This window comes from Streptomyces sp. DT224, assembly GCF_049844595.1.
In the GTDB taxonomy this organism is placed as follows: Bacteria; Actinomycetota; Actinomycetes; order Streptomycetales; family Streptomycetaceae; genus Streptomyces.
Map to the genome: position 1 here is coordinate 134,296 of NZ_JBNCLI010000002.1, position 24,455 is coordinate 158,750.

The following is a 24,455-nucleotide window of genomic DNA, read 5'->3' on the forward strand; positions in this document are numbered from 1 at the left end:
TGTCTACGATCGATCGCGTGTGCGCACATGTGATCGTTGCCGAGGACGACGAGAACCAGGCCGAACTCCTCCGCCGTTACCTCGAACGGGAGGGCCACCGGGTGACCGTCGCCCCCGACGGCCTGGCGGCTCTCGAAGCGGTCCGGCAGCGCGAACCCGATCTACTGGTCCTCGACGTGATGATGCCCCGGGCCGACGGCCTGGACGTCGTACGCGTGCTGCGCGCGGAGCACCGGGAGCTGCCGGTGCTGATGCTCACCGCCCGCACCACGGAGGACGATCTGCTGCTCGGCCTCGACCTGGGCGCCGACGACTACATGACCAAGCCGTACAGCCCGCGCGAGCTGATGGCCCGGGTGCGTACGCTGCTGCGCCGCAGCCGGCGGGGCACAGGCGGCGAACCGGAGGATGCCGGGGTGCTGCGGGTGGGGGCGCTGGTCGTCGATCCGGTCCGGCACGTCGTGTCGGTGGAGGGGCGGGCCGTGGAGTGCACCCCGGGCGAGTTCCGGATCCTGGCCGCGCTCGCCGCCGAGCCGGACCGGGTGTTCTCCCGGCAGCAGCTGCTGGGCGAACTCCACGGTTTCGACCGCTATATCAGTGACCGGACCGTCGACGTGCACGTGATGAACCTGCGCAAGAAGATCGAACCGGCACCGCGCCGGCCCGTCCGGCTGCTCACCGTCTTCGGTGTCGGCTACAAGCTGACGGACCCGGCGAAGGCGGCGACCCGTGCGGCGACTTCGTAGCCCGGGGCGTCCGGGAGCGGGCGGCGCGCGGCGGCGCGTGCCGCTGCGCAAGAGCCTGTTCGCGCGGCTGCTGGCGGTCTCCGCCCTGGTCGCGGCCTGTTCGGTGGCGGCGACCGCCTGGCTCGCCGTGCAGACGACCTCGGGCGCGATCCGCCAGGAGCAGGGACAGAACCTGGCCGCCGACGCCCGGATCTACCACCGTCTGCTCGGTTACGCGGCGGCTCATCCGACCTGGGTCGGCGTCGGGGCCACGGTGCGCGAGCTGGCCGAGCAGTCCGGGCGGCGGATCGCGCTGACGACCCAGGCCCGCGCCCCGCTGGCGGACTCGGCGGCCCCGGGCGCGGCGGCGCTCCCGGCCCAGGCGTCGGCGGTGGTCGATCCGCTGTCCGTGGACACCGCGCTGTCGGCGGGCGCCGGGGCGACCGGTACCACCACGGACCGGGTCGACCCGCGCGCGGTGGGTCCGTTCCGGCTGCCCGCGGCGGAACGGACCCGGCTGCGCAGGACCGCCGACCGGGGCGTGGCCTGCCTGGGCGACTTCGGGATCGCCGCCGATGTGGTGGCCGGTGCGAGCGGCCGCCCGCTGATCCAGGTGGTCGGCGGCAACGACCCCGACCGCGTCCGGGGCACCGGCTGCGCCGTGGACGCGCTGGACACCCCGACGGCCACGGAGCGGAAGGCGCTGAAGGCGCTCAACCAGCTGGCCGACGCCTGTCTGGAGCGCCAGGGCCGCGACGGCGTCCACCTCAGGCTGGGCCTGTCCTGGGGCCAGGCGGCCGAGCCCGGACCGGCGGAGGCGGTGCCGGTGCCCGCGGCTCCGACGGCCACGATGCCGCCGACCGTCATGCCGGGCGCGGCGCCGACGGAGGCACCCCGCGAGGAGCCGAGCGCCGTGCCCAGCGCGGTGCCCGGCCCGGGCGACGAGCGGGCGGCCGCCACCGGTGCGGACGACCGGGCCGTCGCCTCCTGCGTGGGCACGGCGCGCCGGGAGCAGCTGAGTTCGTACGTGGCCTCGCCCGCCCTGCTGTTCATCGGCGACCCGGGCGGCGCGACCGTGCCCGGTTTCGACCTCTCACCGGCGAACACGGCGCGGATCGCGGGCACTGCGGCCCTGGTGCTGGCCCTGACCGTGGGCGCGTCCGTGCTCGTCGGCGCCCGTCTCGTACGCCCGCTGCGGGCGCTGACGGGGGCCGCCCAGCGGATGCGGGACGGGGAGGACACCGCGCCGGTGGTGGTCGCCGCGGACAACGAGATCGGCCGGCTCGCCGCCACGTTCAACGACATGTCCGCCCACCGCGCCCGCCTGGAGGCGCAGCGCAGGGCCATGGTCAGCGATGTCGCCCACGAACTGCGCACCCCGCTCAGCAACATCCGGGGCTGGCTGGAGGCGGCGCAGGACGGGGTGGCCGACCCGGACCCGGAGTTCATCGCCTTCCTGCACACCGAGGCGGTCCAGCTCCAGCACATCATCGACGACCTCCAGGACCTGGCGCAGGCCGACGCGGGCGCGCTGCGGCTGCACCCCGAACCGGTGGACGTGCCGGAGCTGTTGGGGCAGGTCGCCGCCGCGCACCAGGCCCGGGCCGACGCGGCGGGCGTCGCGCTGGGCGTCCGGCCGCCGGACCGCCCGCTGCCACCGCCGCTGACGGCCGACCCGGTCCGGCTGCGGCAGGCGGTGGGCAACCTGGTGTCGAACGCGGTACGTCACACCCCGGCGGGCGGGGTGGTCACGCTGAGGGCGTACGGCTCCGAGGACGGGGACGCGGTGCTGGTGGACGTCGCCGACACGGGCAGCGGCCTCCCGGCCGAGGACCTGGTCCGCGTCTTCGACCGGTTCTGGCGCGGCGAGAAGTCCCGGTCCCGGCGCACGGGGGGCAGCGGGCTGGGGCTGGCGATCGTGCGGAAGCTGGCGGAGGCGCACGGCGGTACGGCCACGGCGGTGAGCACCCCCGGTGAGGGCTCGGTGTTCACGCTCCGCTTTCCGGCCGGCGGCCCTGCGGCGTCCCGTGTCACCGACGGCCCTGATGCGATGAACACAACGATCTGACAGCTTCCTCACAACGTGGCGCGAGCCTGTCCGCATGCCTCGCGCCGCGGTGCGCATCCGCACCGCGGCTGCCCCTGAGGCGCATCCGGAACGGAGCTCTGCCCATGCCCCTGCGCACCACCTTGCGTCCCGCCCTCCTCGCCGCCGTCGCGGCCGGTGCGGTCTGCGTACCGGCCACCGCGGCCTTCGCCGACTCCTCGGCCACCCCCTCGCCCGCGCCGACCGAGCGGTCCGCCGAGCCGACCGTGGCGCCGTCGGCCGAACCGTCCGCCGTGCCCTCGGTGGAGTCGACCGAGGCGCCTTCGGCGGTGCCCTCCGAGGCGCCGCGCGGCGGCGTCGCGGCCGGTGAGCGGCCCGCCGGTTCCCCGGGCGGCGGCACGACCGCCCTCGCGGGCTCCGCGGCAGCCGCGCTGCTGCTGGGCGGCGCCGGGACGGTGGTCGTCCGCCGCCGCACCGCCCGCCGCGACGGCTGACCCGCCCCGCACCCGATGAGCCGCAGTGGCGCCGCCCTTCCGACCGGGCGGCGCCACTGCCGTACGTACGACCCTGGAGCCCCGACCCATGCCCCGCACCACCCTTGCGCTCACCGCCGCCCTGACCCTCGCCGCGCTCGCCGCCCTGACCGGCTGCTCCGGCGACCCCGCCCCGCAGCCCTCGAAGGCCCCCGCGTCGGCGGCGGCCCCCGAAGCACCCGCCCCCACCGACACCGACACCGACACCGCCCAGCCGCCCACCCACCTCTCCATCCCGTCCCTGGGCGTGGACAGCGACATCATGCGGCTCGGCCTCAACCCGGACCGCACGGTCGAGGTCCCGCCGGCCGACCAGGGCATGACGACCGGCTGGTACACGGGCAGCGCCGTGCCCGGCGAACCCGGTGCTGCGGTGCTCATCGGCCACAACGACACCCGCTTCGGCCGGGCCGTCTTCCACGCCCTGAAGAAGATCGCCAAGGGCGCGGAGATCGTGGTCCGGGACACCCGGGGGAAGGACGTCCGCTTCGAGGTGACCGCCCGCGAGACCGTGCGCAAGAACGCCTTCCCGACAGCCCGCGTCTACGGCCGCACCACGGAACGGGCCCTGCGCCTGATCACCTGCGACGGCGCCTTCGACGCGGCCGGACACCCGGTGGACAACCTGATCGTGTACGCGAAGCGGAAGTGACGGGCGTGACCGCTCAGCCGGTCCGCTTCCACTCCGCGCACCGGTTCGTCTTGAAGTACTCACCCTTGTTGAGCGTCACCCGGCCCGGTCCGGTGAGGTTGTTGTTGGCGATGATGGAATCGAACTCCCCACTCGCGTCCTTGGCCCGCTCCCAGTAGCAGCCGATGGAGCCGTCGGCTCCGGCCGTCTTGTACGTACCCGCCGCGATGTCCTCGCCGACCAGGTACTCGCCGTCGCCGCTGAAGCTCGTGGCCGGCCCGGGAGCCTCGGTCTTCTTCGGCGGCTTGGGCTTGGCCGTCACCGTCTTGGTGACGGTCGGCGCGGGCCGGGCCCTGGCCGCGCCGGTCACGGTCACCGTCGGGCCCGGGTTCGCCTTGGCCTCCGTCTTTTCGGTGTCCGATCCGCCGCTCGCTCCGATGCCCACTCCGAGGAACAGCGCCACGAGGGCGGCCGCCCCATGGGTCAGCCACGCCTTGGCGGGCGAGGACTTGCGGGGCGGCTGCGGGACGGGCGGGACTGCCGCGCCGTACCAGCCACCCGGCTGCGGGCCGGAAGCCGGGGAAGGGCCCGGGGTCTGGAAGTCGGGTGTGTTCATGGCGTACTCCAGTCACTCATGGGTCGTTGAGCACATGCACGGATGTGCTCGTAGTGAGGTGGGCGAGCAACGAAAAAGAAGGGCTACTGCCCGCGGATCCGACGCCCCGCCTCAGTGCCCGGGTAGAGCAGCGCGTCCGCGACCCGGCCTCCGGAGTCCTTCACGCCGCCGCTGAAGTTGAGGCGCCCGGCAGCGCCTGCCTTCGCCGCCACACCGTCCCAGTAGCGGGCCTCGCGCTCCCAGTGGATGTCTCCGAGGAGCCGGTCAAGCGCGTCACCGCTCATCGCGTGCGCGGGGTCGGCCCACGGAGCGGTGTGGTGTACGGCGATACCGAGGCCGGCCAGTACGGCGGGTGCGGTGAGTGCGCTGCGGGACAGGAAGTGTGCGCTGTGCCCGGCGATCAGGCGGGCCAGCACCGGCACCACGTACTGCTCCACCTGCTCGGCGGTCGTCCCCGTGGGCAGTTCGTCCTCGTGCACGGTCTCGGCCGACCGGGAGAGACCGCCCTTGCCGTAGACCGCCGTGATGACCAGCGCCCGAAGCGCGGACAGGGTGACGACCTCGGGATCGGTCTTGCCGACCTGCCGCTTGGACGCGTTGACGAATTTGGTGAAGGGGACGAGCCGGCCGTCGATGTCCACCTTCACTGCCTCCGCGACGCGGTGGGCGAGGCGAGTGGCGAAGTCGCGCTGGTCCATGGACATCGCCAGGTTCTTGGCGACGGCCACGCCCTGCACGTTGCGGTCGTAGAAGATCTGACGGGCATCGGCGACGCTGAGGTCCACGTACAGCTCGAAGGGCACGCGCACCTGGGCGAGTTCGCCATACGTCAGCCCGTAGTGCTCGGGGTCGTCGTAGAGCTCGTGCCACGCCGTCGTCTGCGTCTCGCCGTCGATGGCGACGACCGAGGTGCCCGGTGCGATGGTGAGCGTCCGCAGTCCGGTGCCGGGGAGCAGTTCGTCGCTGAGCGCGGCGAGCGGACCGGCGTGCCAGAAGGTCACCGGCGGCGTGGACCAGCCGGAACCGAGTTCCCCCTTGACCCCGTCGGCGATGTACTCCGCGTAGGAGCCGACGTTCTTCCCCTTCTGCGTGGACTTCAGCGCCCGCTGCACGAGCGCCCGCAGTTCGGCGTGGCGCCGCACAGCACCCGAGGCGGCCTTCAGCGTCTTGGTGTCCTCTTCGCGACGGGGCGACGGGACGAGCTGGACGAGCGCGGCCACGGACATGGTCCCGATGACGGCGTCCGTCCGAAACGGCATGACGGTGAGCTGGGTCCCCTCGATGACTGCGGTCGGCATGGTGATGGTCATGGCGATGCTTCCCCCCACGGGTGATTGAACGCCTGCCAGGCATTTTCACCTGGAAGCAAATACAGAGAACCAGAGCAGTGAAAGCATTGTCAATCACTTCCATGGGTTTGACGGTTGGTGTAGCTTGTGAGCTGTTCACTACCGAGAGGCTCAGGACTCCCGCCATGCCACAGCCATCCGCCCAGGTGACCGCCGCCGAGATCTCCCGCATTGCAGGAGTGACGCGCGCCACGGTCAGCAACTGGCGTCGCAGGCACGACGACTTCCCGGCCCCTTCGGGGGGCACCGACTCCAGCCCCCTGTACGACCTCCTCGACGTACGGACTTGGCTCGGCGCCCGCGGCTATGCGGCGACGGCCGACCCGGCAGAGGAACTCCGCACCGCGCTGCGCCTGCACCAGGCGGCCGGCGGCCCTGCCGGTGTCCTGCTCCCGCTGGTACTGGCGGTCGCCCAGTGCTCGCCCGAGGAACGCGCGGCGCTCGCCGACGTGTCCGACCCGAGCCTGATCGTCCGCGCCGAGGGGGCGGCGGCCGATGTCGCGGATCTCGTCCCCGGGGCGGAGGCCGTGCGCTTCGCCGGGGAGGACATCGACGTGCTGCGAGCGCTGTTGCGCTGCGTACAGGACGACAGCACCGGCGAGGCCGCGCTGGCCGTACTGGCGGAACGCGAGCTGGAGGACAGCGCGATCGGGGGCACGTACCGGACCCCCGATCCCCTCGCGGATCTCATGGCCCGACTCGTCCCGGGTCCGTGCGGGCGAGTACTCGACCCGGCGTGCGGCAGCGGATCGCTGCTCGCGGCGGCGGCGCGGCTCGGTGCGGGGGCGCTGTACGGCCAGGACGTCGTTACGGTGCAGGCGCAGCGCAGCGCGGTGAGCCTGATGCTCGCCGCGCCCGAGGCAGACATCGAGGTGCGCGTCGGCGACAGTCTCCGCGCCGACGCCTTCACCGACCTCACCGTCGACGCCGTCCTGTCCAATCCGCCGTACGGTGACCGCGACTGGGGCCACGACGAGCTGGCGTACGACTCGCGCTGGGCGTACGGCGTCCCGCCGCGCGCCGAGTCCGAGCTCGCGTGGATGCAGCACGCGTTGGCCCATCTGGTGCCGGGCGGCCACGCCGTCATGCTCCTGCCGCCGGCCACCGCGTCCCGCGCCTCGGGCCGTCGGGTGCGCATGGATCTCGTACGCAGCGGAGCGGTCCGCGCGGTGATCGCGCTACCGCCGGGGGCAGCGGCACCCCTCCACGTGGGACTCCAGATCTGGGTGCTGCAACGCCCCGAACCTGCCGGCCCGGAGCGGAAGACGATCCTCTTCATCGACACCGCCGAGACGGCGGGCAATCGGGCATCCGCGGGGTCGGCGTCCGGTACGCGCGGGGCCCGATCCGCCGTGGACTGGCCGTCGCTCACGGTGGCCGCCATGGGCCAGTGGTCGGCGTTCACCGAGAACCCGGACGTGTTCGCGGACGAGCCGGGAACGGCGCGGGCGGTGCCGGTGGTCGACCTTCTGGACGACCTCGTCGACCTCACGCCCGCCCGCCATGTCCGCGCCTCCCGCACGGACATCGCCCCGGCCGACCTGGCCCGCGAGACGGAGGAGGTGCGCCGCCGGCTGGTCGCCGGCGCCGCGTCGCTCGGCGAGGCGGCGCGCTACACCGACTGGGGCGCGGCCGGCCCGACACCCCGCGAGTGGCGCACGGCCACCGCGGCGGACCTGGCACGAGGCGGTGCGCTGACGTTGCTGCGTACAGCGCCGGAGACACGGGAGGGGGCGGGCGACGCGTCGTCGGCCACGATGCCCGTGCTCACCGGCCAGGACATCGCCCGGGGCACGGCCCCGTCCGGCGAACCGGGCAGCCTGCGGGCGGACATGGCACCGCTGGTCGCGACCGGCGATGTCCTCGTCCGGGCGGTCGCCGGGGGCAACGGTGCGATGGCCCGCGTGGCGGACGAGCGGGACGCGGGCGCGCTGCTCGGCCCTCAGGTCCACCTGTTCCGTCCGGACCCGGCCCGGCTCGACGCGTGGTTCCTGGCCGGGTTCCTGGGCTCGGCGGAGAACATCGCCGCCGCCTCGACGGGCAGCACCGTCGTACACGTCAGCCCGGGCCGGCTCCGGGTGCCGCTGCTCCCGCTGGAGGAGCAGCGCCGGTACGGCGAGGCGTTCCGCCGCGTGCACACGCTGCGCGCGGAGGCGGCGCGCGCCACGGAGCTGGCCGACGAAACGGCCCGGCTGCTGGCGGGCGGCCTCACGGGCGGCGGCCTGATCCCGTCGCCGCCTCCGGCCGAGGGCGACAGGACGTCGGGCGTCGGATCGGCCTGAACCAGCACCACGCCCTTCACGTAACCACCACACTTGGCCATACCCGCTCCGGCAGAGCGGGGTCGACAGGGAACCGGGGAACGACTTGAACAGCAGCAAGCACACGGAGCTGGCGAACCACGCCTGGTCCGTCGCCGACCTTCTGCGCGGCGATTACAGGCAGTCGGACTACGGGAAGGTGATCCTTCCGTTCCTGGTGCTGCGCCGACTCGAATGCGTCCTGGAGCCGACCCGGGACAAGGTCACGGAGACAGCGGCCCGTTTCGAGGGCCAGGACATCGACACGGACCACTTCCTGCGCCGGGCCTCGGGCCACTCCTTCTACAACACGAGCAGCCTGACCCTGAAGAAGATTGCCGGCGACGCGAGCAACGCGGCCGCGAACCTTCAGGTGTACATCGGGGGCTTCTCCCCCAACGCCCGCGAGGTCATGGAGAAGTACGAGTTCGCCCAGCAGATCCGCAAGCTGGACGGCGCGAACCTGCTCTACCAGGTCATCGGCAAGTTCACGGACCTGGACCTGCGCCCGGAGACCGTGCCCAACCACAACATGGGCTACATCTTCGAGGAGTTGATCCGCCGCTTCTCCGAGCAGTCGAACGAGACCGCGGGTGAGCACTTCACCCCGCGCGAAGTCATCAAGCTCATGGTCAACCTGCTGATCGCCCCGGACGGCGACGCGCTCAGCGTTCCTGGTGTCGTACGCACAGTCATGGACCCGGCCTGCGGTACGGGCGGCATGCTCAGCGCGGCCGAGGACCACATCAAGGCGTACAACGAGGACGCCACGGTCGAGGTGTACGGCCAGGAGCTCAACCCGGAGTCCTGGGCGATCTGCCGGTCCGACCTGATGATCAAGGAGCAGGACCCGGAGAACATCGCCTTCGGCAACTCCTTCTCGGACGACGGCCACGCGCGGGAGACATTCGACTACCTGCTGGCGAACCCGCCGTTCGGCGTGGAGTGGAAGAAGGTCAAGGACGACGTCGAGCGCGAGCACAACACCCTCGGCGACTCCGGCCGCTTCGGCGCGGGCCTCCCCCGCATCAACGACGGCTCGCTCCTCTTCCTCCAGCACATGATCTCGAAGATGAAGCCGGTGGACGTCAACGGCGGGGGCGGCTCGCGCATCGCGATCGTCTTCAACGGATCGCCTCTCTTCACGGGTGCGGCCGGCTCCGGCGAGTCGGAGATCCGTCGCTGGATTCTGGAGAACGACTGGCTGGAGGCGATCGTCGCCCTGCCCGACCAGCTCTTCTACAACACCGGCATCTCCACGTACTTCTGGATCCTGACCAACCGCAAGGACGCCCGGCACAAGGGCAAGGTGGTGCTCCTCGACGCGCGCGACCAGTGGGTCAAGATGCGGAAGTCGCTCGGCGACAAGCGCAAGGAACTGGGCGACGGCACGGGCAGCAAGCCGAACCACATCGGTGACATCACCCGCCTGTACGGGGAGGCGGTGGACGCGGCGGCCGACCCGGAGCACGCGATGCACGCCAAGGTGAAGGTCTTCGACAACACGGCCTTCGGCTACCAGCGCATCACGGTGGAACGCCCGCTGAAGCTGCGCTTCGAGCTGACGGAGGAGACGCTGGCCGCGCTGCTCGCGTCGAAGCCGGTGCAGAAGTGGGCGGAGGAGCGCTTCCTGCCGCGCGAGCCGGAGCTGGCCGCGAAGGCGAAGGCCCGGCGGAAGCTGACGGAGGACGAGGAGGCCCAGTTCCGGAAGCTGGCCGATGCGGAGGTGGCGGTGCTCGGGGAGGCGTTGAGCCCGCTGCTGGGCTCGGAGTGGGCTACCAAGTCGGAGGCGCAGGTGGCGGTGCGCAGCGCTATGGCGGAGGCCGGCGTGCCGGGGCCGACGGGGGCGCCGTTCGCGAAGGCGTTTCGGGATGCGGTGGGGGTGCGGGACGCGGAGGGCGAGGTGCAGCTTCTGAAGGGCGGCGCGACGGAGCCGGATGCGGAGCTGCGGGACTACGAGAACGTGCCGCTGGGCGAGGACGTGGAGGAGTACCTGAAGCGGGAGGTACACCCGCACGTGCCGGACGCGTGGATCGACCACACGAAGACGAAGGTGGGGTACGAGATCCCGTTCACGCGGTACTTCTACGTGTACGAGCCGCCGCGGCCGTTGGCGGAGATCGACGCGGAGCTGAAGGCGCTTGAGGCGGAGATCCAGGCCCTGCTGGGCGAGGTGACGGAATGAGTCAGAGCAACATTGCACCATGGCTCGCCGAATCGCGATGGGCGACAGTGCCAATTCGCCTCGTGGCTCGCCTGGGGTCTGGACACACCCCCAGCCGTAGCAAGCCAGAGTACTGGACGGACTGCACCAAGCCTTGGATCACCCTGGCCGATGTCTGGCAACTGCGAAGCGGCCATACCGATGTGATCACGGAGACAAAGGAGAAGATTAGCCAACTCGGGTTGGCGAATTCTTCCGCAGTTCTCCACCCGGCTCAAACCGTAATTCTTTCACGCACTGCATCCGTCGGATTCTCAGCCATTATGGGTAGCGAAATGGCAACGAGCCAAGATTTCGCTACATGGACATGCGGGCCAAAATTGGACCCCCGGTACCTGCTGCACGCCCTGCGCGGAATGGCTCCAGATTTGAAACGAGTCGCCACAGGATCCACTCACAAAACCATCTACATGCCGGACATTGAGCAGCTGCGGGTTCCCCTGCCGCCAGTGAGCGAGCAGCGACGCATCGCCAACTTCCTCGACGCCGAGACCGCCCGCATGTTCGAGCTCACCACCGCGCTCCATCGCTTCGAGCAGGACGTTCGAGAGCGAGAACGCGCAGTCCTTGCACACGTACTGAATTTGGACGTACGAGAGACTCAGAGCGAATTGCCCTCAGGTTGGCAATGGACACCCCTCATGCACCTCACCGATCAACTTCGGCAGATCATGTACGGCATTGTACTGCCGGGTCCCAACGTGCCTGACGGGGTACCGATCGTAAAGGGAGGGGATGTTGCCGCCAACCGCCTTTCGCCTGAGAGCCTGAATCGGACGACCCGGCAGATCGAGTCTTCATACGAAAGGTCACGGCTCATCGGCGGCGACTTGGTGATCGCTATTCGCGGAAGCGTTGGAGAGATCGCCGTCGTGCCGGATGAGTTGACTGGGGCAAACCTCACGCAAGATGCTGCACGTATCTCCGTCGGACCGACCACTAATCGCAGCTGGCTGCGTTTGGCACTCGAATCTCCTCTAGTCGTTCACCAAATTCAACGGCGCATCACAGGTGCAACAATCAGAGGGATCAACATTTGGGACCTCAAGCGAGTGTTGGTCCCAACACCCAAGCCGGCCATGCAAAAGGCGCTGGCTCAAGAGGCTGGCAGTGCCATCGCAACACACGAAGCGCTGCGAACCCGAGTGACTCAGCACCGGAAATTGGTAGCCGAACGCCGCCAAGCCCTCATCACCGCAGCAGTAACCGGCCAGTTCGACGTGTCCACCGCCAGCGGCCGCAACGTCACGGACGGAGTCCCTACCGTATGAGCCCCATACACAGCGAGTCCGCCTTCGGGGACGCCATCGTCGCGGCCATGACCGAGCGCGGCTGGCGCGAGGCGCGGCCCGAGGATTATCAGGCGGACCTCGGCCTGGACACCAACGAGCTGTACACCTTCCTCGGCGAAAGCCAGCCCCGCGAGTGGGCCGAACTCCTCGCCGTCTACGGCAAGGACCCAAACGCCGCCCAGCGCGGCTTCGCCCAGCGCCTCGACAAGGCGATCAGCGAGGACGGTCTCCTCAACGTTCTCCGGAACGGCGTCAAGGACCGGGGCGTCCGCCTCCGCGTGGCCTATTTCAAGCCGAACCTCGTCGCCGACGAGTCCGTGCTCGACGGCTACCGCGCCAACCGGCTCACCGTCGTACGCGAACTCGTCTACGCGACCAAGCAGGCCGACTGGGGCAACAAGCTCGACCTGACGCTCTTCCTCAACGGCATCCCCGTCGCCACCGCCGAGCTGAAGAACCCGCTCACCCGGCAGGGCGTCGAGCACGCGAAGGAGCAGTACCGCACCGACCGCGACCCTACCGAGCTGATCTTCACCCGGCGGGTCATCGCCAACTTCGCCGTGGACCCGGACCTCGTCTTCGTCGCCACCCAGCTCCGGGGCAAGAACACCCGTTTCCTGCCCTTCAACACCGGCTCCAACGGCGCCGGCCTCCCCGGCGGCGCCGGAAACCCGGCCCCCACCGCGTACGGCACGTACGCCACCTCCTACCTGTGGGAGCAGGTCTGGGCGCGGGACAACTGGCTGGACCTGCTCCAGCGTTACGTGCACCAGCAGAAGACGAAGACCCCCGGCGGCGGGATGACCAAGTCGACGATCTTCCCGCGCTTCCACCAGTGGGACGTCGTCAAGAGGCTGACCGCGCACGCCTCCTTCCACGGCGTGGGCCAGAACTATCTGGTGATGGCCTCCGCGGGCTCCGGCAAGTCGAACACCATCGGCTGGCTCGCCCACCGGCTGAGCGACCTGCACGCCGACACGGACCCCCGCGCGCTCGACCCCGACGCCCTCGCGGCCGGCCGGATCAAGCCGGGTTCACCCGTGTTCGACAAGGTCATCGTCATCACGGACCGCCGCAACCTCGACGCCCAGCTCCGCGAGACGGTCGGCAGCTTCTCGCAGACCGAGGGCCTGGTCGTGAAGGTGGACGAGAAGCACGGGGCGAAGAGCGAACAGCTCGCCCGCGCTCTGTCCCGCGACACCGGCAAGATCGTCACAGTCACCCTGCACTCGTTCCCCGCGCTCATCGACTACATCGAGCGCAACCCGACGGAGATCAAGGGCACCAACTTCGCGATCGTCATCGACGAGGCCCATTCCTCTCAGTCCGGCGACGCCTCCACGGCTGTCAAGGCCGCGCTGCGGGAACTCGGTCTGGATGCGGACTCCGAGGACAAGGGCGCGAGCACCGCAACCGTGTACGAGAAGCTGAAGCAGAAGGCCGCCGAGCGCTCGAAGGCCGCCAACCTCTCCTACTTCGCGTTCACCGCCACTCCGAAGGCGAAGACGCTCGAACTCTTCGGCACGGAGGACACCGTGGACGGGAAGGCGGTCTACCGCCCGTTCCACACGTACTCCATGCGCCAGGCCATCGAGGAAGGCTTCATCCTCGACCCGCTGCGGAACTACGTCACGTACAACACGTACTGGAAGCTGGTGAACGGCAACCCGGACGAGCGCGAGGTGGACCCCTCGAAGGCCAACGGCCTCCTCGCCCGGTTCGCGCTCACCCACGAGTCCACCGTCTCCCAGCACGCCCAGGTGATCGTCGAGCACTTCGTGACGCACTCCCGGGGCCGGCTCGGCGGACGCGCCAAGTCCATGGTGGTCACGGCCTCGCGCAGGTCCGCCGTGGACATGGCCCGGGCGATCCGGAGCTACATCCAGGACCGGGACTACCACACCAAGTACCCGGACCTGGGCGTGCTGGTGGCGTTCTCCGGCTCGCTGAAGGTCGATGGTGACAAGGAGGAGACCACCGAGTCCAAGGAGAACGGCGGCATCGCGGAAAGCGCGCTGCCGAAGGCGTTCGCGTACACCCGGGCCGACGACAAGACGGTCGGCGCAGGCGGACGGGGGCAGCAGGAGTACAAGATCCTGGTGGTCGCCGAGAAGTACCAGACGGGCTTCGACCAGCCGCTGTTGACCACTATGTACGTCAACAAGAAGCTCACCGGCATCTCGGCCGTCCAGACGCTCTCCCGTCTCAACCGCACCGCCGACCGCAAGACGCAGGCCGACTTGGCGGTCCTGGACTTCGCGAACGACGCCGAGGACATCCAGGAGGCCTTCCGGCCGTACTTCGAGGAGGCGAACACCCTTCCCTCCGACCCGAACCTGCTCTACACCGCGCAGAGCCGGGTCATGTCGGCACCGATCATCGCCGAGTCCGAGATGGACGAGTTCGCCGCCGCGTACTTCGCTGCGAAGGAGAAGGCGGCCGGCTCGCAGGCGAAGTGGGAGAAGCTGCACGCCGAGCTCTACCGGCTGCTCTCCCCCGCCGTCGCCCGCTTCACCCCGCTGCTGGAGAGCGAGGAGGACGACGACGTCGAGACGGCTGAGGACTTCCGCGCGAACCTCAACGACTACGTACGGAAGTACGGCTTCCTTGCGCAGATCGTCCCCTACCGCGACGCGGAGTTGGAGCGGCTGCACCTCTACGGCCGCTACCTTCTCAACCGGCTCCCCCGCCGGGCGGACGGCGGTGTCGACGTAGGCGAGATCGACCTCAGCCACCTCCGCGTGGAGAAGACCGGCGAGTACAACGTGTCGCTCTCCCCCGATGGGCCGGCCGAGTTGCCCGGCTTCGGGGACGGTTCGGGCGGTGCGGCCGAGCCGGAGAAGTCGCTGCTCTCGGAGCTGATCGAGGCGTTCAACGCCAAGTTCGGTACGGAGTTCACCGAGGACGACGTCCGCGCACCGTTCAAGAAGACGACCGAGGACCCGAAGGTCCGGGCCGCCGCGGTCGTCAACGACGAGGCGAACTTCGGCAAGGTCTTCGACCGCGCCTTCGCCGACAACATGGCCGACCACATCGAGACGACCGCCGGCATAGGGCGCCAGTACTTCGGTCCCGACAAGAGCTTCCGCTCCAGCCTGGACCGCAGCGCCCGCCGGGCGGCGTGGCGGATGATCCGCCGCGACGAGGGTGTGGACGAGTAGTCCGCCTGTGCGTACGGGAGGGCCCCGCAGCGTCGCCGGCTCGGCTCGCTGCGGGGCCCTCCCTCGTCGCTGCGGCTCAGCTCGTGACGAGCCCCACGAATCCCGCCCACGCCGCTGGTGCGACGGTCAGGACTGGGCCGCCGGCTTGCTTGGAGTCGCGGATATGCACCCGGGCTGCGGCAGCCGCGACCTCCACGCACTCACCGCCGCCCCCGCTGCTGTAGCTGCTCTTGAACCAAGCAGTCTCCGGCACGGATTGCAGGGTGTGCTGTGCGCTCATGCTTCTCCCATCAGTTGCACGATCAGCGCCGATGACTCGCTCGGCGTCAACGCCTGTGCTCGGAGAATGCCATATCGCGCTTCGAGCTCGCGAACCTTGCGAACGTCGGTGTAGAGCCGACTGTCGTCCTGGACCTCGGTATACGCGATGCGGTGCCCCTTGTCCGTGTCGAGCAGCGTGAACGGCCCGCCGAGGCCCGCATGGTCCTCACGGTCCATGGGCATGACTTGGATCTCCACGTTCCGAAGCTGTCCCACCAAAAGGATCTGCTCCAAAGCACCACGCATGGTCTCCCGCCCTCCGATGGGTCGCCGGAGCACGGATTCCTCCACCACGAAGCTCATCAACGGAGCAGGCTTGCGATCGAAGATCTCCTGCCGCAGCAATCGCGCCTCCAAGCGCTGCTCGATCACCTCGTCGTCCAGCAGCGGCCGTTGCATCTGGAAGACGGCTCTCGCGTATTCGGCGGTCTGGAGCAGCCCAGGTACAGCACTGACCGCGTAGACGTTGATAGCCGTCGCGCGCGCCTCAAGCTCAGCCATGTCCCGGAAGAACGCCGGGTACTGCGCCCGCACGACCTCGTCCTTCAGCGTCAGCAACAGGCCCCCGGCGTCCACCACCGCGTCCGCGTCGTCGATGAAGGCCGGCTGCGGAATACGTCGCCCCTGCTCGAACGAGGCGATCGACTGCGCGGAGTACCCCACCCGCTTGCCGAACTCCGTCCGGTCCAGCCCAGCCCGCACGCGTAACAGCTTCAGCTGACGCCCGAAGGCGACGGCCACCCCGTTCTCCGGCCCGCTCCCCGCCCGCTTCCCCGTCTGCGGTGCCCCACCCACCTCAGCATCTGGCTCCGTCCCCGTCTCGTCCAGCGCCATCACCACCACCGCCTATCCCACGTACGTACATACACGCCCACACCGGCTCCCATTCGGGACACCGTCACCCGCGATCGCGCCGCTGCATCGCAGCGCCCTCCTTGGCGCGCCCCGCTCGGGCACCGTAAACACTCACTGAACCGCCTGCACCGCGTTCGCAGGCCGTTCCCACCAAAGAGTCTCCGTCGCGGAACGGGCGGCAGGCCTGCCAGGTCGACGGAGACTTCCCCAGGGAAGTCGGCCAGGGGCTGCTGTCACGCTTGCCGACCTACGGGCTTGAGGGCACCATTCAGTACGTCCTGACGCGCACCTGCCACGTTTAGATTCCCTGTGGGACGGTCCCTGACAGCTGCCCGTCCGCGCTCCCGCCGCGTACGCGGACAGGGTGGTGCAGCCAGCCGACCCCCCACAGGAACGCGGCAAGAAGGAGTGACATGAGGCTCACACCGAAACTCTCGTGGGTCACCGCCACGGTCGTCGCGGTGATCGCCGGCGCGCCCACCGCAGCAAGCGCACTGGGCCCCCAGGCCTCTCAGCTGGTCGACGGCGTGATCACGACAGCCGGCAGCACCTGCACCTGCACCTGGACCGACGCCACCGCCAGCGCGGACCCGCCCACAGCCCTGACCATCAACCGCTCCACCCTCAACAACAGCGTGAGCTGCAGCGGCGACGCGAGCGCCACGCTCAACAACAGCCCGACACTCACCTTCGACGACGCGGCGGGCACAGCGGCCTCCGACCTCATCGACATAGCGGTGAAGCAGAGCATCATCTCCTGCAGCTACCAGGCCAAGGGCGTCGAGTGAACCCGCGACGGCTCCACCCGCACCTACCTTGACGAGGTGTTCACCGCGTCAAAAAGCTCCGGCAGCTTCATCTGCCCGGGCTCGATCACCGCCGACCCCGGCTCCGCCTCCCTGAGCTTCCACTGACCGCTGCACCCCCGGGCGCAGCGCCGCCCTCGCGCCGCCGCCGGCAGGGGTCCGCCCGGCAGCGGCGCTCACGTGTTCGTTTCACTTCCGAGGGCATCAGCAACGGGCCCCACAAGCCCGTCGCCCACGGCGTGAGTGGCCTCCGCTCACTCCTGCTCAGCCTGTTCGTCCAACAACACGCGCGCCATGTCCGAGAGGGTCAGGCTCTCTCCCTCGATGGTCCACCGCGCAGGCCCCTGGACGGCCACGGGAGCGTCCTCCCAGCCGGCGAGTTCGTACATGTGCAGGACGAGGCGCGTAGGCGAGTAGGCGCGGTTGTCCACCGCCCACAGGAGACATTTCGAACGGTCGTTGACCCAGATCGCCACAGTCCGCCGAGGGTCCTGGGCAAGCCACGGTTCAAGTGCCTTGGTCTCAGGCTTGTTTCCCAGTCGAAGACGCAAGGGGGTGCCGTCGGCGATCCTTCGATGATCCACGAGCGTGGGTACCGCGTTGGGCCGGCGGCTCTTCCGCTGGACCGCGCTGGAGGGCCGGTACTCCCCGGGTAGATCCGGAATGACGCCTGCACGCTTCGCGTCACGGAGCACCAAGGCCGCGAGCAGCTTGCAACGAGCCACATCCGTCAAAGTGCCACTCAGGAACGATGTCGGCCCGAACTCACTGTCGATGTGGTGAATCACCCACGACAGCACCCGAGTGGTCAGCTCAGGAACCTCCGCGAGGACCGTGTCCCAGTCGAAGTCGGGATCGTCGATCCGGTCCTGCTCGATGAGCTGGAAGACGAGATGCGTGATCAGCAGGTCACCTCGCTGGGCGACATCGGCCGCACGCTTCTGGTATTTCTTGCGCTCCTCATTGAGAGCCGCTCCTACAGCGCGGTGAACCAGCACCGACCGCCAGATCTGGAAGGCGCTCGGCCGCTCCCCGAACAGCCGCGGATACGCGCCGCCGCTCCCTCGCTCCCACAGCAGGTCGGTGTCCCGCTTTGCCCGCACAGTAAGTTCGGTGCCGTGGTGCGCACAGGCAAGGGCAGTCGCGGCATGGACCATCGAGCACCCTTCCTCGGGCGCGGGGTCCGACTCGCCTCGCTTGTACACGTAGGACTTCTGCAGCGACAGGGCGAAGTCTTCCCGGATCATCGCCTGGACTTCGTCCAAGGCGATGAAATCCCGTTGCTCCACGTGGTTCTGGGTATTGGTGGTCTCCGTGATGCGCCTCGCGAAATCCGGCATGTTCTCGTCGACGACGATGACCTTCACCGTGACCTCGGCGTCGTCGACCGCCTCAGGGGATGACTGCATGGCCCTGTGCGCCGCACTGACGGTCTGTGCTCCGTTGACCACGCTGACGCCGCTGAGCCGTAGATGCACCGGCTCGTCAGGCCTGCGCCGTCCAGGCCAGTCCTCCTCCAAGCCGTCGCACAGCACAGTCACACCGTTGTTGAAGAGCCAGAAGTTCTCCGGTTCCTTCGCGAGTGTGCTGATCATGCCAGAGTTGACCCGCGTGGCGCCCAGGCTCTGCCGCAGGTTCTGGGTGTACAGGCGGTCCTCGTGCTCCCCGAACCACTCAGCGATGTTGCTGGCCGGGACAGTACCCTGGTAGGCGACAAGAGGGGTATTCCGCTTGAGCCAGTTCGTCATCCGGACGGTGACACGCACCGGCTCGGGAGCTAGGTCCTCCTGGACCTGCCGCAACACGTGCGCTGCGTTGACCACTCGGTAGTCCAGGACGGGGCCGAGCCCGTTGAACTCCTTCTTGGCGTCCTCGAGGACGCTGATCACCTCATCGCTGAGAACCCCCGTGCCCATCACGGCGATCACCAGAGTGACCTTCAGCCGGGCGTCATGCATCGCGGAGTTCACGCGGGCCGCGATCGGTTCGAGGCGGTCGTTGAAACGGTCGTAGCTGCGTTGCTCGATGAGGCGAAGACCGTGTATGAACTTGTGGGCCGCGTCAGTGTTGAACTTGCCCTTGCCCTCGTCACTCCACTTCGCCTGTACGAGCCAGACCTCCTGCGTGCCCTCGGTCACCGCCACGCCGTCGATGCCCTGGTCAAGCTCCCCGTCGATGACCGACAGGCCAGCGGTCTTGTGGTCGCATCCGGTGACGACCCGGACCGCCGCAGCCGTCAGCGCGCGGGACAGGAAGCGCTGCTCGTAGCCGTTCCGGTCGTACCTCTTCAGGTCTTCGTCGTAGATGAGACCGACATACTGCTCCAGCAACGCGGTCCGGATCTGGTGTCGCCGGATCGGAGTCGTAGCATTCCTGCGTTCCGCATCGTCCATGTCTTACCCCCAGAACCGCCCGGCCGTGTTGTTCACACATAGTAGTGACTTCACTGCACTACTCGGAATGGACCCAAGCATCGGGAGACAACCCTCACCCTGGGCCCTCATCCCTCGACACATGCCGAACACCAGCCACGGCGGAAGCGGGCCGAGGACACACCAGGCGAGGACTGGCATTCCGGGATGACGTCAGTGCCGCCTCGGTTCCCGTCGCATCCGATCCGCGGCGTACGAATGCTGCGTCAGAAGCACAACTGTGTGCCGCAATTCGCGGAGATCGGGGCGCAGATGAATTTACCGGGGCACGGAACCACGATCGCCACTCGGGTGGTCCTGCGGCGCGCCCGAGTCGATACATTCGGCTATCACGAAGTGGCGTTCAGCATCGCGGGCCACCTCGTCACCCGTGAGACGTCGGACCATGCGGAGCAGGGTCAGCGAGTGGGTCGGCGTGAGATCCTGCCGCCAAGGGCCACGCTTCACCGTGGCGTCAGGCCAACGCCCCTCCTACTCTCTTGGTCCGGCAGCGCGCATGAGTCGCAGGCCCAGCCGAACTGCCATGCAGCGAGTTCATGCCGCATGTACGCGTGACCGCCGCTCCGCAGAATCCCGCGTCTTCCGATCGCCCTTGCCACAAGGCCTGTCGCCCGCGCGTACAGCCCCGCGCCTTCCGCGTACAACCGCTGCGCGACCGCGCGTCACCCATGGCAACCATGAGCGACGACGCGAAAGCGTAGGGGCATGACCAGTAACCCACCCCTCCCCGTCCGCCCTCTCCGGCACGGCGCGGCCGCCCACCCCCGCTTCCCCTGCCGCCACTTCGAGATGCGTCTCAGCTCCACGCCCCGCAGCTGCCAGCTCGCCCGTCGGCTGGCCGGGGAACGACTCGACTCCTAGGGTGCCCCGTACGGCAGTGCCACGCACGACGCAATGACACTGGTCGTCGCCGAACTGAGCGCGAACGCCGTGCGCCACGGTCACGTGCCGGGGTGGGACTTCCGGCTGCGGCCGGCCGCCGAGGGGACCGCGCTGCGCGTCGAGGTCACCGAGACCCGCGGCGAGCGGATGCCCGTGCGGCCGGCCTCCGTGGGCCGGGCTCAGTGGAGACCAAGGCGTAGAAGGAGACGGGGGCAGGGGGCTGCTCCTGGTGGCTTCGCTGGCAGATCGCTGGGGCTGGTCCGCGCACGGACGGACCCGGCAAGACGGTCTGGGCCGTGGTGGAGGTGCCTGCCGTGTAAAACACAGCCCTGTGACCGGAAAGCAACGTTGCGCGATCACCGGTCCGGCCTCGGCTGGACCGGTGATCGTCCTTCCGGAGAGACTTGCCCCGACGTTGCCGGAGCCGGGACCGTACGCGTGTGCCGTACATGCCCGGCCCCGCACCCGCACGTACGCACACCCGGGGGACATGTGCCGCAGCAGCAGTCGATCGCCGGTCGGTACGAGCTCCTCGAACCGCTCGCCAACGGCGGCATGGGGGACGTGTGGCGGGGCTTCGACACGGTGCTGGACCGGCCCGTCGCCGTGAAGCGGATCAGGCCGCAGGCCGTGGCCGACTCGCCGGAGCTGGCCGAGGAGTTCGCCAAGCGGTTCCGCCGGGAGGCGCGCATCACCGCGCGGATCCAGCACCCCGGTGTGCCGCAGGTCTACGACGCGGTGCTCGACGACAGCCACGACCGGCTGTTCCTCGTGATGGAGCTGGTGGACGGCATGCCGCTGTCCGCCTGCATCCACCCGGACCATCCGCTCCCGGTCAGCTGGGCGGTAGCCGTGGCGGCGCAGGTCGCCACCGTTCTGTCGCACGCACACGAGGTTCCGGTCATCCACCGCGACCTGAAGCCGGGCAACATCCTGGTCGCACGTGACGGGACGGTGAAGGTCCTCGACTTCGGGATCGCCGCCATACTGCGGACCGATGTCACCAAGCTGACCGCGACCGGCAGCCCCGTCGGCACGTACCAATACATGGCGCCGGAGCAGGTGCGCGGCGGGCGTATCTCGCCGCAGACCGATCTCTACGCACTCGGGTGCGTGCTGCACGAACTGCTCAGCGGCCGTGTGCTGTTCAGCGCGGACAGCGAGTACCTGGTGATGTACCAGCATGTGAACGCGGCTCCCACCCCGCTGCGCGTGCTGCGCCCGGAGGTGCCGCAGGCCCTGGAGGAGCTCGTCCTCCAGCTGCTGCTGAAGTCGCCGGAGGCACGGCCGGCCGATGTGCAGGAGGTGTACGAGCGGCTGCGGCCGTTTCTGCCGGCACCGGGCGACACACACGCACCGGAAGCCGGCGGACCGGCGGGCGTGCCCGACCCGACAAGGATCTTCCGCGATCCGTACGCCCCGCGGGCGCGGGCCGGAAGCGGGCGCGCCACCGCGCCGACGACCGCCGCGCCGGCTCCCGTCGCCGTGCCGGTGCCTGCGCAGCTGCGCCAGGAGATCGAGGCGGCGTTCGCTCACTCGGGCGCACTGCTGGAGGAGGAGCGGTTCGCTCAGGCGGCGGAGGTGCTCGGCGAGATCATCGACCCCGCTGCCCGCGTCCTTGGCGCCGAGAGCACATGGGTGCTGGCGCTACGGAAGAACCGGGCGGCGATCCAGCTCCTCGGCGGGGACTACCGGGCGGCGCTGCCCGAGTTCGATGCGCTGGCCGACGCGTACGCGCGTACCGACGGGCCGACCGGGGCCTCGGCGCGTGCCTGTCGCGCCCAGGCCGCCCGCTGCCGCGCGGAACTCGGTCGGGCCACCGACGCGCTCGCCGAACTGCGCACCCTCCTGGCCGTCGTACGGTCCGTCGACAGCGACCTGAGCGAGGAGGCGGTCGAGCTGCGCCGAGACATCGGGATGCTGCTGCTCGCGCAGGGACAGGCGGCCGAGGCGGACCGGATTCTGCGACCGCTGTACGAGGACCTGTGCGTGGTCTTCGGGTCCGAGGACGAGATGAGTGAGGAGGTGGCCGAGGCACTTGCCCTGATCGGCCTGGGGCTCGACGGGCCTGCCGCCTGACCCATCCACCACCCACCCGGACCACCCCATCCCTCCTCCCCGGAAAGTACGACCATGCCGCATCTCGCATTCGACATCGGTTTCTGCGCCCAGCTCGGCAAGCTGCAAGGCAGCGTGAAACAGGGGGTGTTCGACGCGTGGGAGAAATTCGAGCGGCTCACTCTGGACCAGCTGTTCAAGGACCCCGGGCTGAAGCTGGAATCGCTGAAGCGAGCGCGGGACCCCCACATCCGGACCATCAGGATCGATCAGGCCACGCGAGGCGTCGTACTCGCCCCAGACAGCGGGGACACGTACGTGTTGCTGCGCGTAATGCCGCACGACAAGGCGATCGACTGGGCCGTCAAGCAGAGGGCGAGCATCAACACGGTCACCCGTGCCGTCGAGGTGCGGGACATCGCGATGCTCGACGAGCTCACGCCCGCGTACGAGCGGATCGCCGTCGATTCCGACCGCCGGCTCTTCTCGAAGGTGTCCGACGGGGACATGGCGGCGCTCGGCATCGACGAGACGACGCTCCGCCAGGCGCGGGCGCTGACCGACGCCGAGCAGTTGGAGGTCTTCGCACCGTACTTCCCGCAGGACCAGCGTGAGGTACTCGAATACCTCGCCGCCGGATTCACCGTGGAGGAGGTGTGGCGGGACGTCGTCTCCGTCGCGCTCGCCGCCTCGCCCGGGGACGACGCACCCGTGGACACCGAGGACTTCGCGACCGCCATCCGCCGTACCCGTACCCGCATCGCGCACGTCACCGGTTCGGAGGAGCTGCGGGACATCCTCGACAAGCCGTTCGCCGCCTGGCGGGTCTTCCTCCACCCGTCACAGCACAAGGTCGCCTACCGGGCCTCGTACTCCGGTCCCGCTCAGGTCACCGGGGGTCCCGGTACGGGCAAGACCGTCGTCGCACTGCACCGTGTCCGCCATCTGCTGCGGTACCTGAGGGACGGGGAGCGCATCCTCCTCACCACGTACACCAACGCACTGGTGGGCGCCCTGAGGGCGGGGCTGGCCACCCTGGTCGAGGACGAGGCGCTGCGGGACCGGGTCGACATCATGACCGTGGACGCGTTCGCGGGGCGGGTCCTGTCCACCTCGCGGCGGCCGCTGCGCGGCGGTGAGGAGGAGACACGGTGGGCCCAGGCGGCGAAGGCGACCGGGTTCACCGGCAGCGTGCAGTTCCTGAGCCAGGAGTACCGGCACGTGGTCCTGGCGCAGAATCTGCGGACCGAGCAGGAGTACGTGGGCTGTGAGCGTCGCGGCCGCGGGAGCAAGTTCCCCACGTCGGCCCGTCCGCTCGTATGGCGCACGGTGGAGGAGTTCACCGAACGGCTCGCCTCGGACGGGTTGCGCACCTACCTGGGCACGTGTGCGGAGGCCGCCGACCTGCTGGCGGCCCAGGGGCCCCGGTACCGGCACGTGGTGATCGATGAGGCGCAGGATCTGCACCCCGCCCAGTGGCGCCTGCTGCGGGCGGCGGCCCCGCAGCGCCCGGACGACCTGTTCATCGCCGGGGACCCGCACCAGCGGATCTACGACTCCAAGGTGTCGCTGAAGTCCGTCGGGATCAAGGTCGCGGGCCGGTCGGCGAAGATGCGCAAGAACTACCGCTCCACGCACGAGATCCTGAGCTGGTCCACCGCACTCCTCGTGGGACGGCCCTTCGAGCAGCTCGCGGACGACGCCGACAACGAGACATTGCTCGGATACCGCTCGGCTTTGCACGGCAAGGGGCCCGAGGTCTGCGCGGCGGCCACCGAGGAGGCGGAGCTGGACGCCCTGCTCACGCGTGTCCGGGGCTGGGTCGACAGCGGAATCGCGCCGGGAGACATCGGTGTGACGGCCCGCTTCAACAAGAACTGCGACAAGGCCGTGGACCGGCTCCGGGCGGCGGGAATCCTGGCGACGAGGCTGCGGGGCGACGGCCCCTCCGCGCCGGACGCCGTGCAGGTGGGCACGATGCATGCGTTCAAAGGGCTGGAGTTCCGTTGCGTCGCGGTCATCGGGGTGAGCGAGGGCGCGCTGCCGTACCCCCGGGCCGTGACACCGGTTGATGTGGATCCCGTACAGCACGCCTCGGACCTCATGGCGGAGCGTTGTCTGCTGTTCGTCGCCTGCACGCGGGCGCGGGACGGGCTGTACGTGTCCTGGTCGGGCGCACCGAGCGCGTTCCTGGTGGAGGCGGGGCTGGGGCAGAGCGGGTAG

General features: G+C 69.5%; 17 protein-coding genes. 12 read left to right on the forward strand and 5 right to left on the reverse strand.

Going from position 1 to position 24,455, the window contains the following annotated elements; genetic code table 11:
* Window positions 1-17: 17 nt before the first annotated feature.
* The 4 genes from ACLQ2N_RS04385 (at window position 18) to ACLQ2N_RS04400 (ending at window position 3,957) form a co-directional block, all read left to right on the forward strand.
* Window positions 18-746 carry a response regulator transcription factor gene (locus ACLQ2N_RS04385; RefSeq protein WP_425809198.1) on the forward strand — a complete coding sequence of 243 codons (729 nt, stop codon included), beginning with the start codon at window positions 18-20 and terminating at the stop codon, window positions 744-746.
* Complete coding sequence (locus ACLQ2N_RS04390) at window positions 730-2,793, forward strand: ATP-binding protein (RefSeq protein ID WP_425809200.1); 2,064 nt, start codon at window positions 730-732, stop codon at window positions 2,791-2,793. Before ACLQ2N_RS04385 ends, ACLQ2N_RS04390 begins: the two co-directional genes overlap by 17 nt.
* 104 nt (window positions 2,794-2,897) lie before the next feature.
* Window positions 2,898-3,266 (forward strand): sortase-dependent protein, encoded by a 369-nt coding sequence (locus tag ACLQ2N_RS04395; protein ID WP_425809202.1) that lies wholly within the window; start codon window positions 2,898-2,900, stop codon window positions 3,264-3,266.
* Window positions 3,267-3,354: 88 nt separating this feature from the next.
* A complete protein-coding gene (locus ACLQ2N_RS04400; RefSeq protein ID WP_425809204.1) occupies window positions 3,355-3,957 on the forward strand; it encodes a class F sortase in 603 nt (200 codons plus the stop codon).
* A gap of 13 nt (window positions 3,958-3,970) precedes the next feature.
* Here ACLQ2N_RS04400 and ACLQ2N_RS04405 read toward each other — a convergent pair whose 3' ends face one another.
* Both ACLQ2N_RS04405 and ACLQ2N_RS04410 read right to left on the reverse strand, forming a co-directional pair.
* Window positions 3,971-4,552, reverse strand: a complete 582-nt coding sequence (locus ACLQ2N_RS04405) for a hypothetical protein (RefSeq protein WP_425809206.1) — start codon at window positions 4,550-4,552, stop codon at window positions 3,971-3,973.
* A gap of 83 nt (window positions 4,553-4,635) precedes the next feature.
* Complete coding sequence (locus ACLQ2N_RS04410) at window positions 4,636-5,862, reverse strand: DNA sulfur modification protein DndB (RefSeq protein ID WP_425809208.1); 1,227 nt, start codon at window positions 5,860-5,862, stop codon at window positions 4,636-4,638.
* A 164-nt stretch (window positions 5,863-6,026) separates the two neighbouring features.
* Here ACLQ2N_RS04410 and ACLQ2N_RS04415 point away from each other — a divergent pair, with 164 nt between their 5' ends.
* From ACLQ2N_RS04415 to ACLQ2N_RS04430, 4 genes are all read left to right on the forward strand, one after another.
* Window positions 6,027-8,183, forward strand: a complete 2,157-nt coding sequence (locus ACLQ2N_RS04415; protein ID WP_425809210.1) for an N-6 DNA methylase — start codon at window positions 6,027-6,029, stop codon at window positions 8,181-8,183.
* An 85-nt stretch (window positions 8,184-8,268) separates the two neighbouring features.
* Window positions 8,269-10,386 carry a type I restriction-modification system subunit M gene (locus ACLQ2N_RS04420; RefSeq protein WP_425809212.1) on the forward strand — a complete coding sequence of 706 codons (2,118 nt, stop codon included), beginning with the start codon at window positions 8,269-8,271 and terminating at the stop codon, window positions 10,384-10,386.
* Complete coding sequence (locus tag ACLQ2N_RS04425; protein WP_425809214.1) at window positions 10,383-11,696, forward strand: restriction endonuclease subunit S; 1,314 nt, start codon at window positions 10,383-10,385, stop codon at window positions 11,694-11,696. Before ACLQ2N_RS04420 ends, ACLQ2N_RS04425 begins: the two co-directional genes overlap by 4 nt.
* Window positions 11,693-14,878 (forward strand): type I restriction endonuclease subunit R, encoded by a 3,186-nt coding sequence (locus ACLQ2N_RS04430; protein ID WP_425809216.1) that lies wholly within the window; start codon window positions 11,693-11,695, stop codon window positions 14,876-14,878. Before ACLQ2N_RS04425 ends, ACLQ2N_RS04430 begins: the two co-directional genes overlap by 4 nt.
* Window positions 14,879-14,954: 76 nt before the next feature.
* Here the strand turns inward: ACLQ2N_RS04430 and ACLQ2N_RS04435 are convergent, their stop codons facing one another.
* Window positions 14,955-15,158, reverse strand: coding sequence for a DUF397 domain-containing protein (locus ACLQ2N_RS04435; protein WP_425809218.1), 204 nt, complete (start codon window positions 15,156-15,158; stop codon window positions 14,955-14,957).
* Complete coding sequence (locus ACLQ2N_RS04440; protein WP_425809220.1) at window positions 15,155-16,033, reverse strand: helix-turn-helix domain-containing protein; 879 nt, start codon at window positions 16,031-16,033, stop codon at window positions 15,155-15,157. Before ACLQ2N_RS04440 ends, ACLQ2N_RS04435 begins: the two co-directional genes overlap by 4 nt.
* A gap of 434 nt (window positions 16,034-16,467) precedes the next feature.
* Here ACLQ2N_RS04440 and ACLQ2N_RS04445 point away from each other — a divergent pair, with 434 nt between their 5' ends.
* Complete coding sequence (locus ACLQ2N_RS04445) at window positions 16,468-16,842, forward strand: hypothetical protein (RefSeq protein WP_425809222.1); 375 nt, start codon at window positions 16,468-16,470, stop codon at window positions 16,840-16,842.
* 272 nt (window positions 16,843-17,114) lie between these two features.
* Here ACLQ2N_RS04445 and ACLQ2N_RS04450 read toward each other — a convergent pair whose 3' ends face one another.
* Window positions 17,115-19,253, reverse strand: a complete 2,139-nt coding sequence (locus ACLQ2N_RS04450; protein WP_425809224.1) for an AIPR family protein — start codon at window positions 19,251-19,253, stop codon at window positions 17,115-17,117.
* 744 nt (window positions 19,254-19,997) lie between these two features.
* Between ACLQ2N_RS04450 and ACLQ2N_RS04455 the strand changes: the two genes are divergently transcribed.
* From ACLQ2N_RS04455 to ACLQ2N_RS04465, 3 genes are all read left to right on the forward strand, one after another.
* Window positions 19,998-20,153 (forward strand): hypothetical protein, encoded by a 156-nt coding sequence (locus ACLQ2N_RS04455; protein WP_425809226.1) that lies wholly within the window; start codon window positions 19,998-20,000, stop codon window positions 20,151-20,153.
* Between the two features lie 576 nt (window positions 20,154-20,729).
* Window positions 20,730-22,253 (forward strand): serine/threonine-protein kinase, encoded by a 1,524-nt coding sequence (locus tag ACLQ2N_RS04460; protein WP_425810199.1) that lies wholly within the window; start codon window positions 20,730-20,732, stop codon window positions 22,251-22,253.
* Window positions 22,254-22,307: 54 nt separating this feature from the next.
* Window positions 22,308-24,455: a UvrD-helicase domain-containing protein gene (locus tag ACLQ2N_RS04465; RefSeq protein ID WP_425809228.1), complete on the forward strand. Its 2,148-nt coding sequence runs from the start codon at window positions 22,308-22,310 to the stop codon at window positions 24,453-24,455.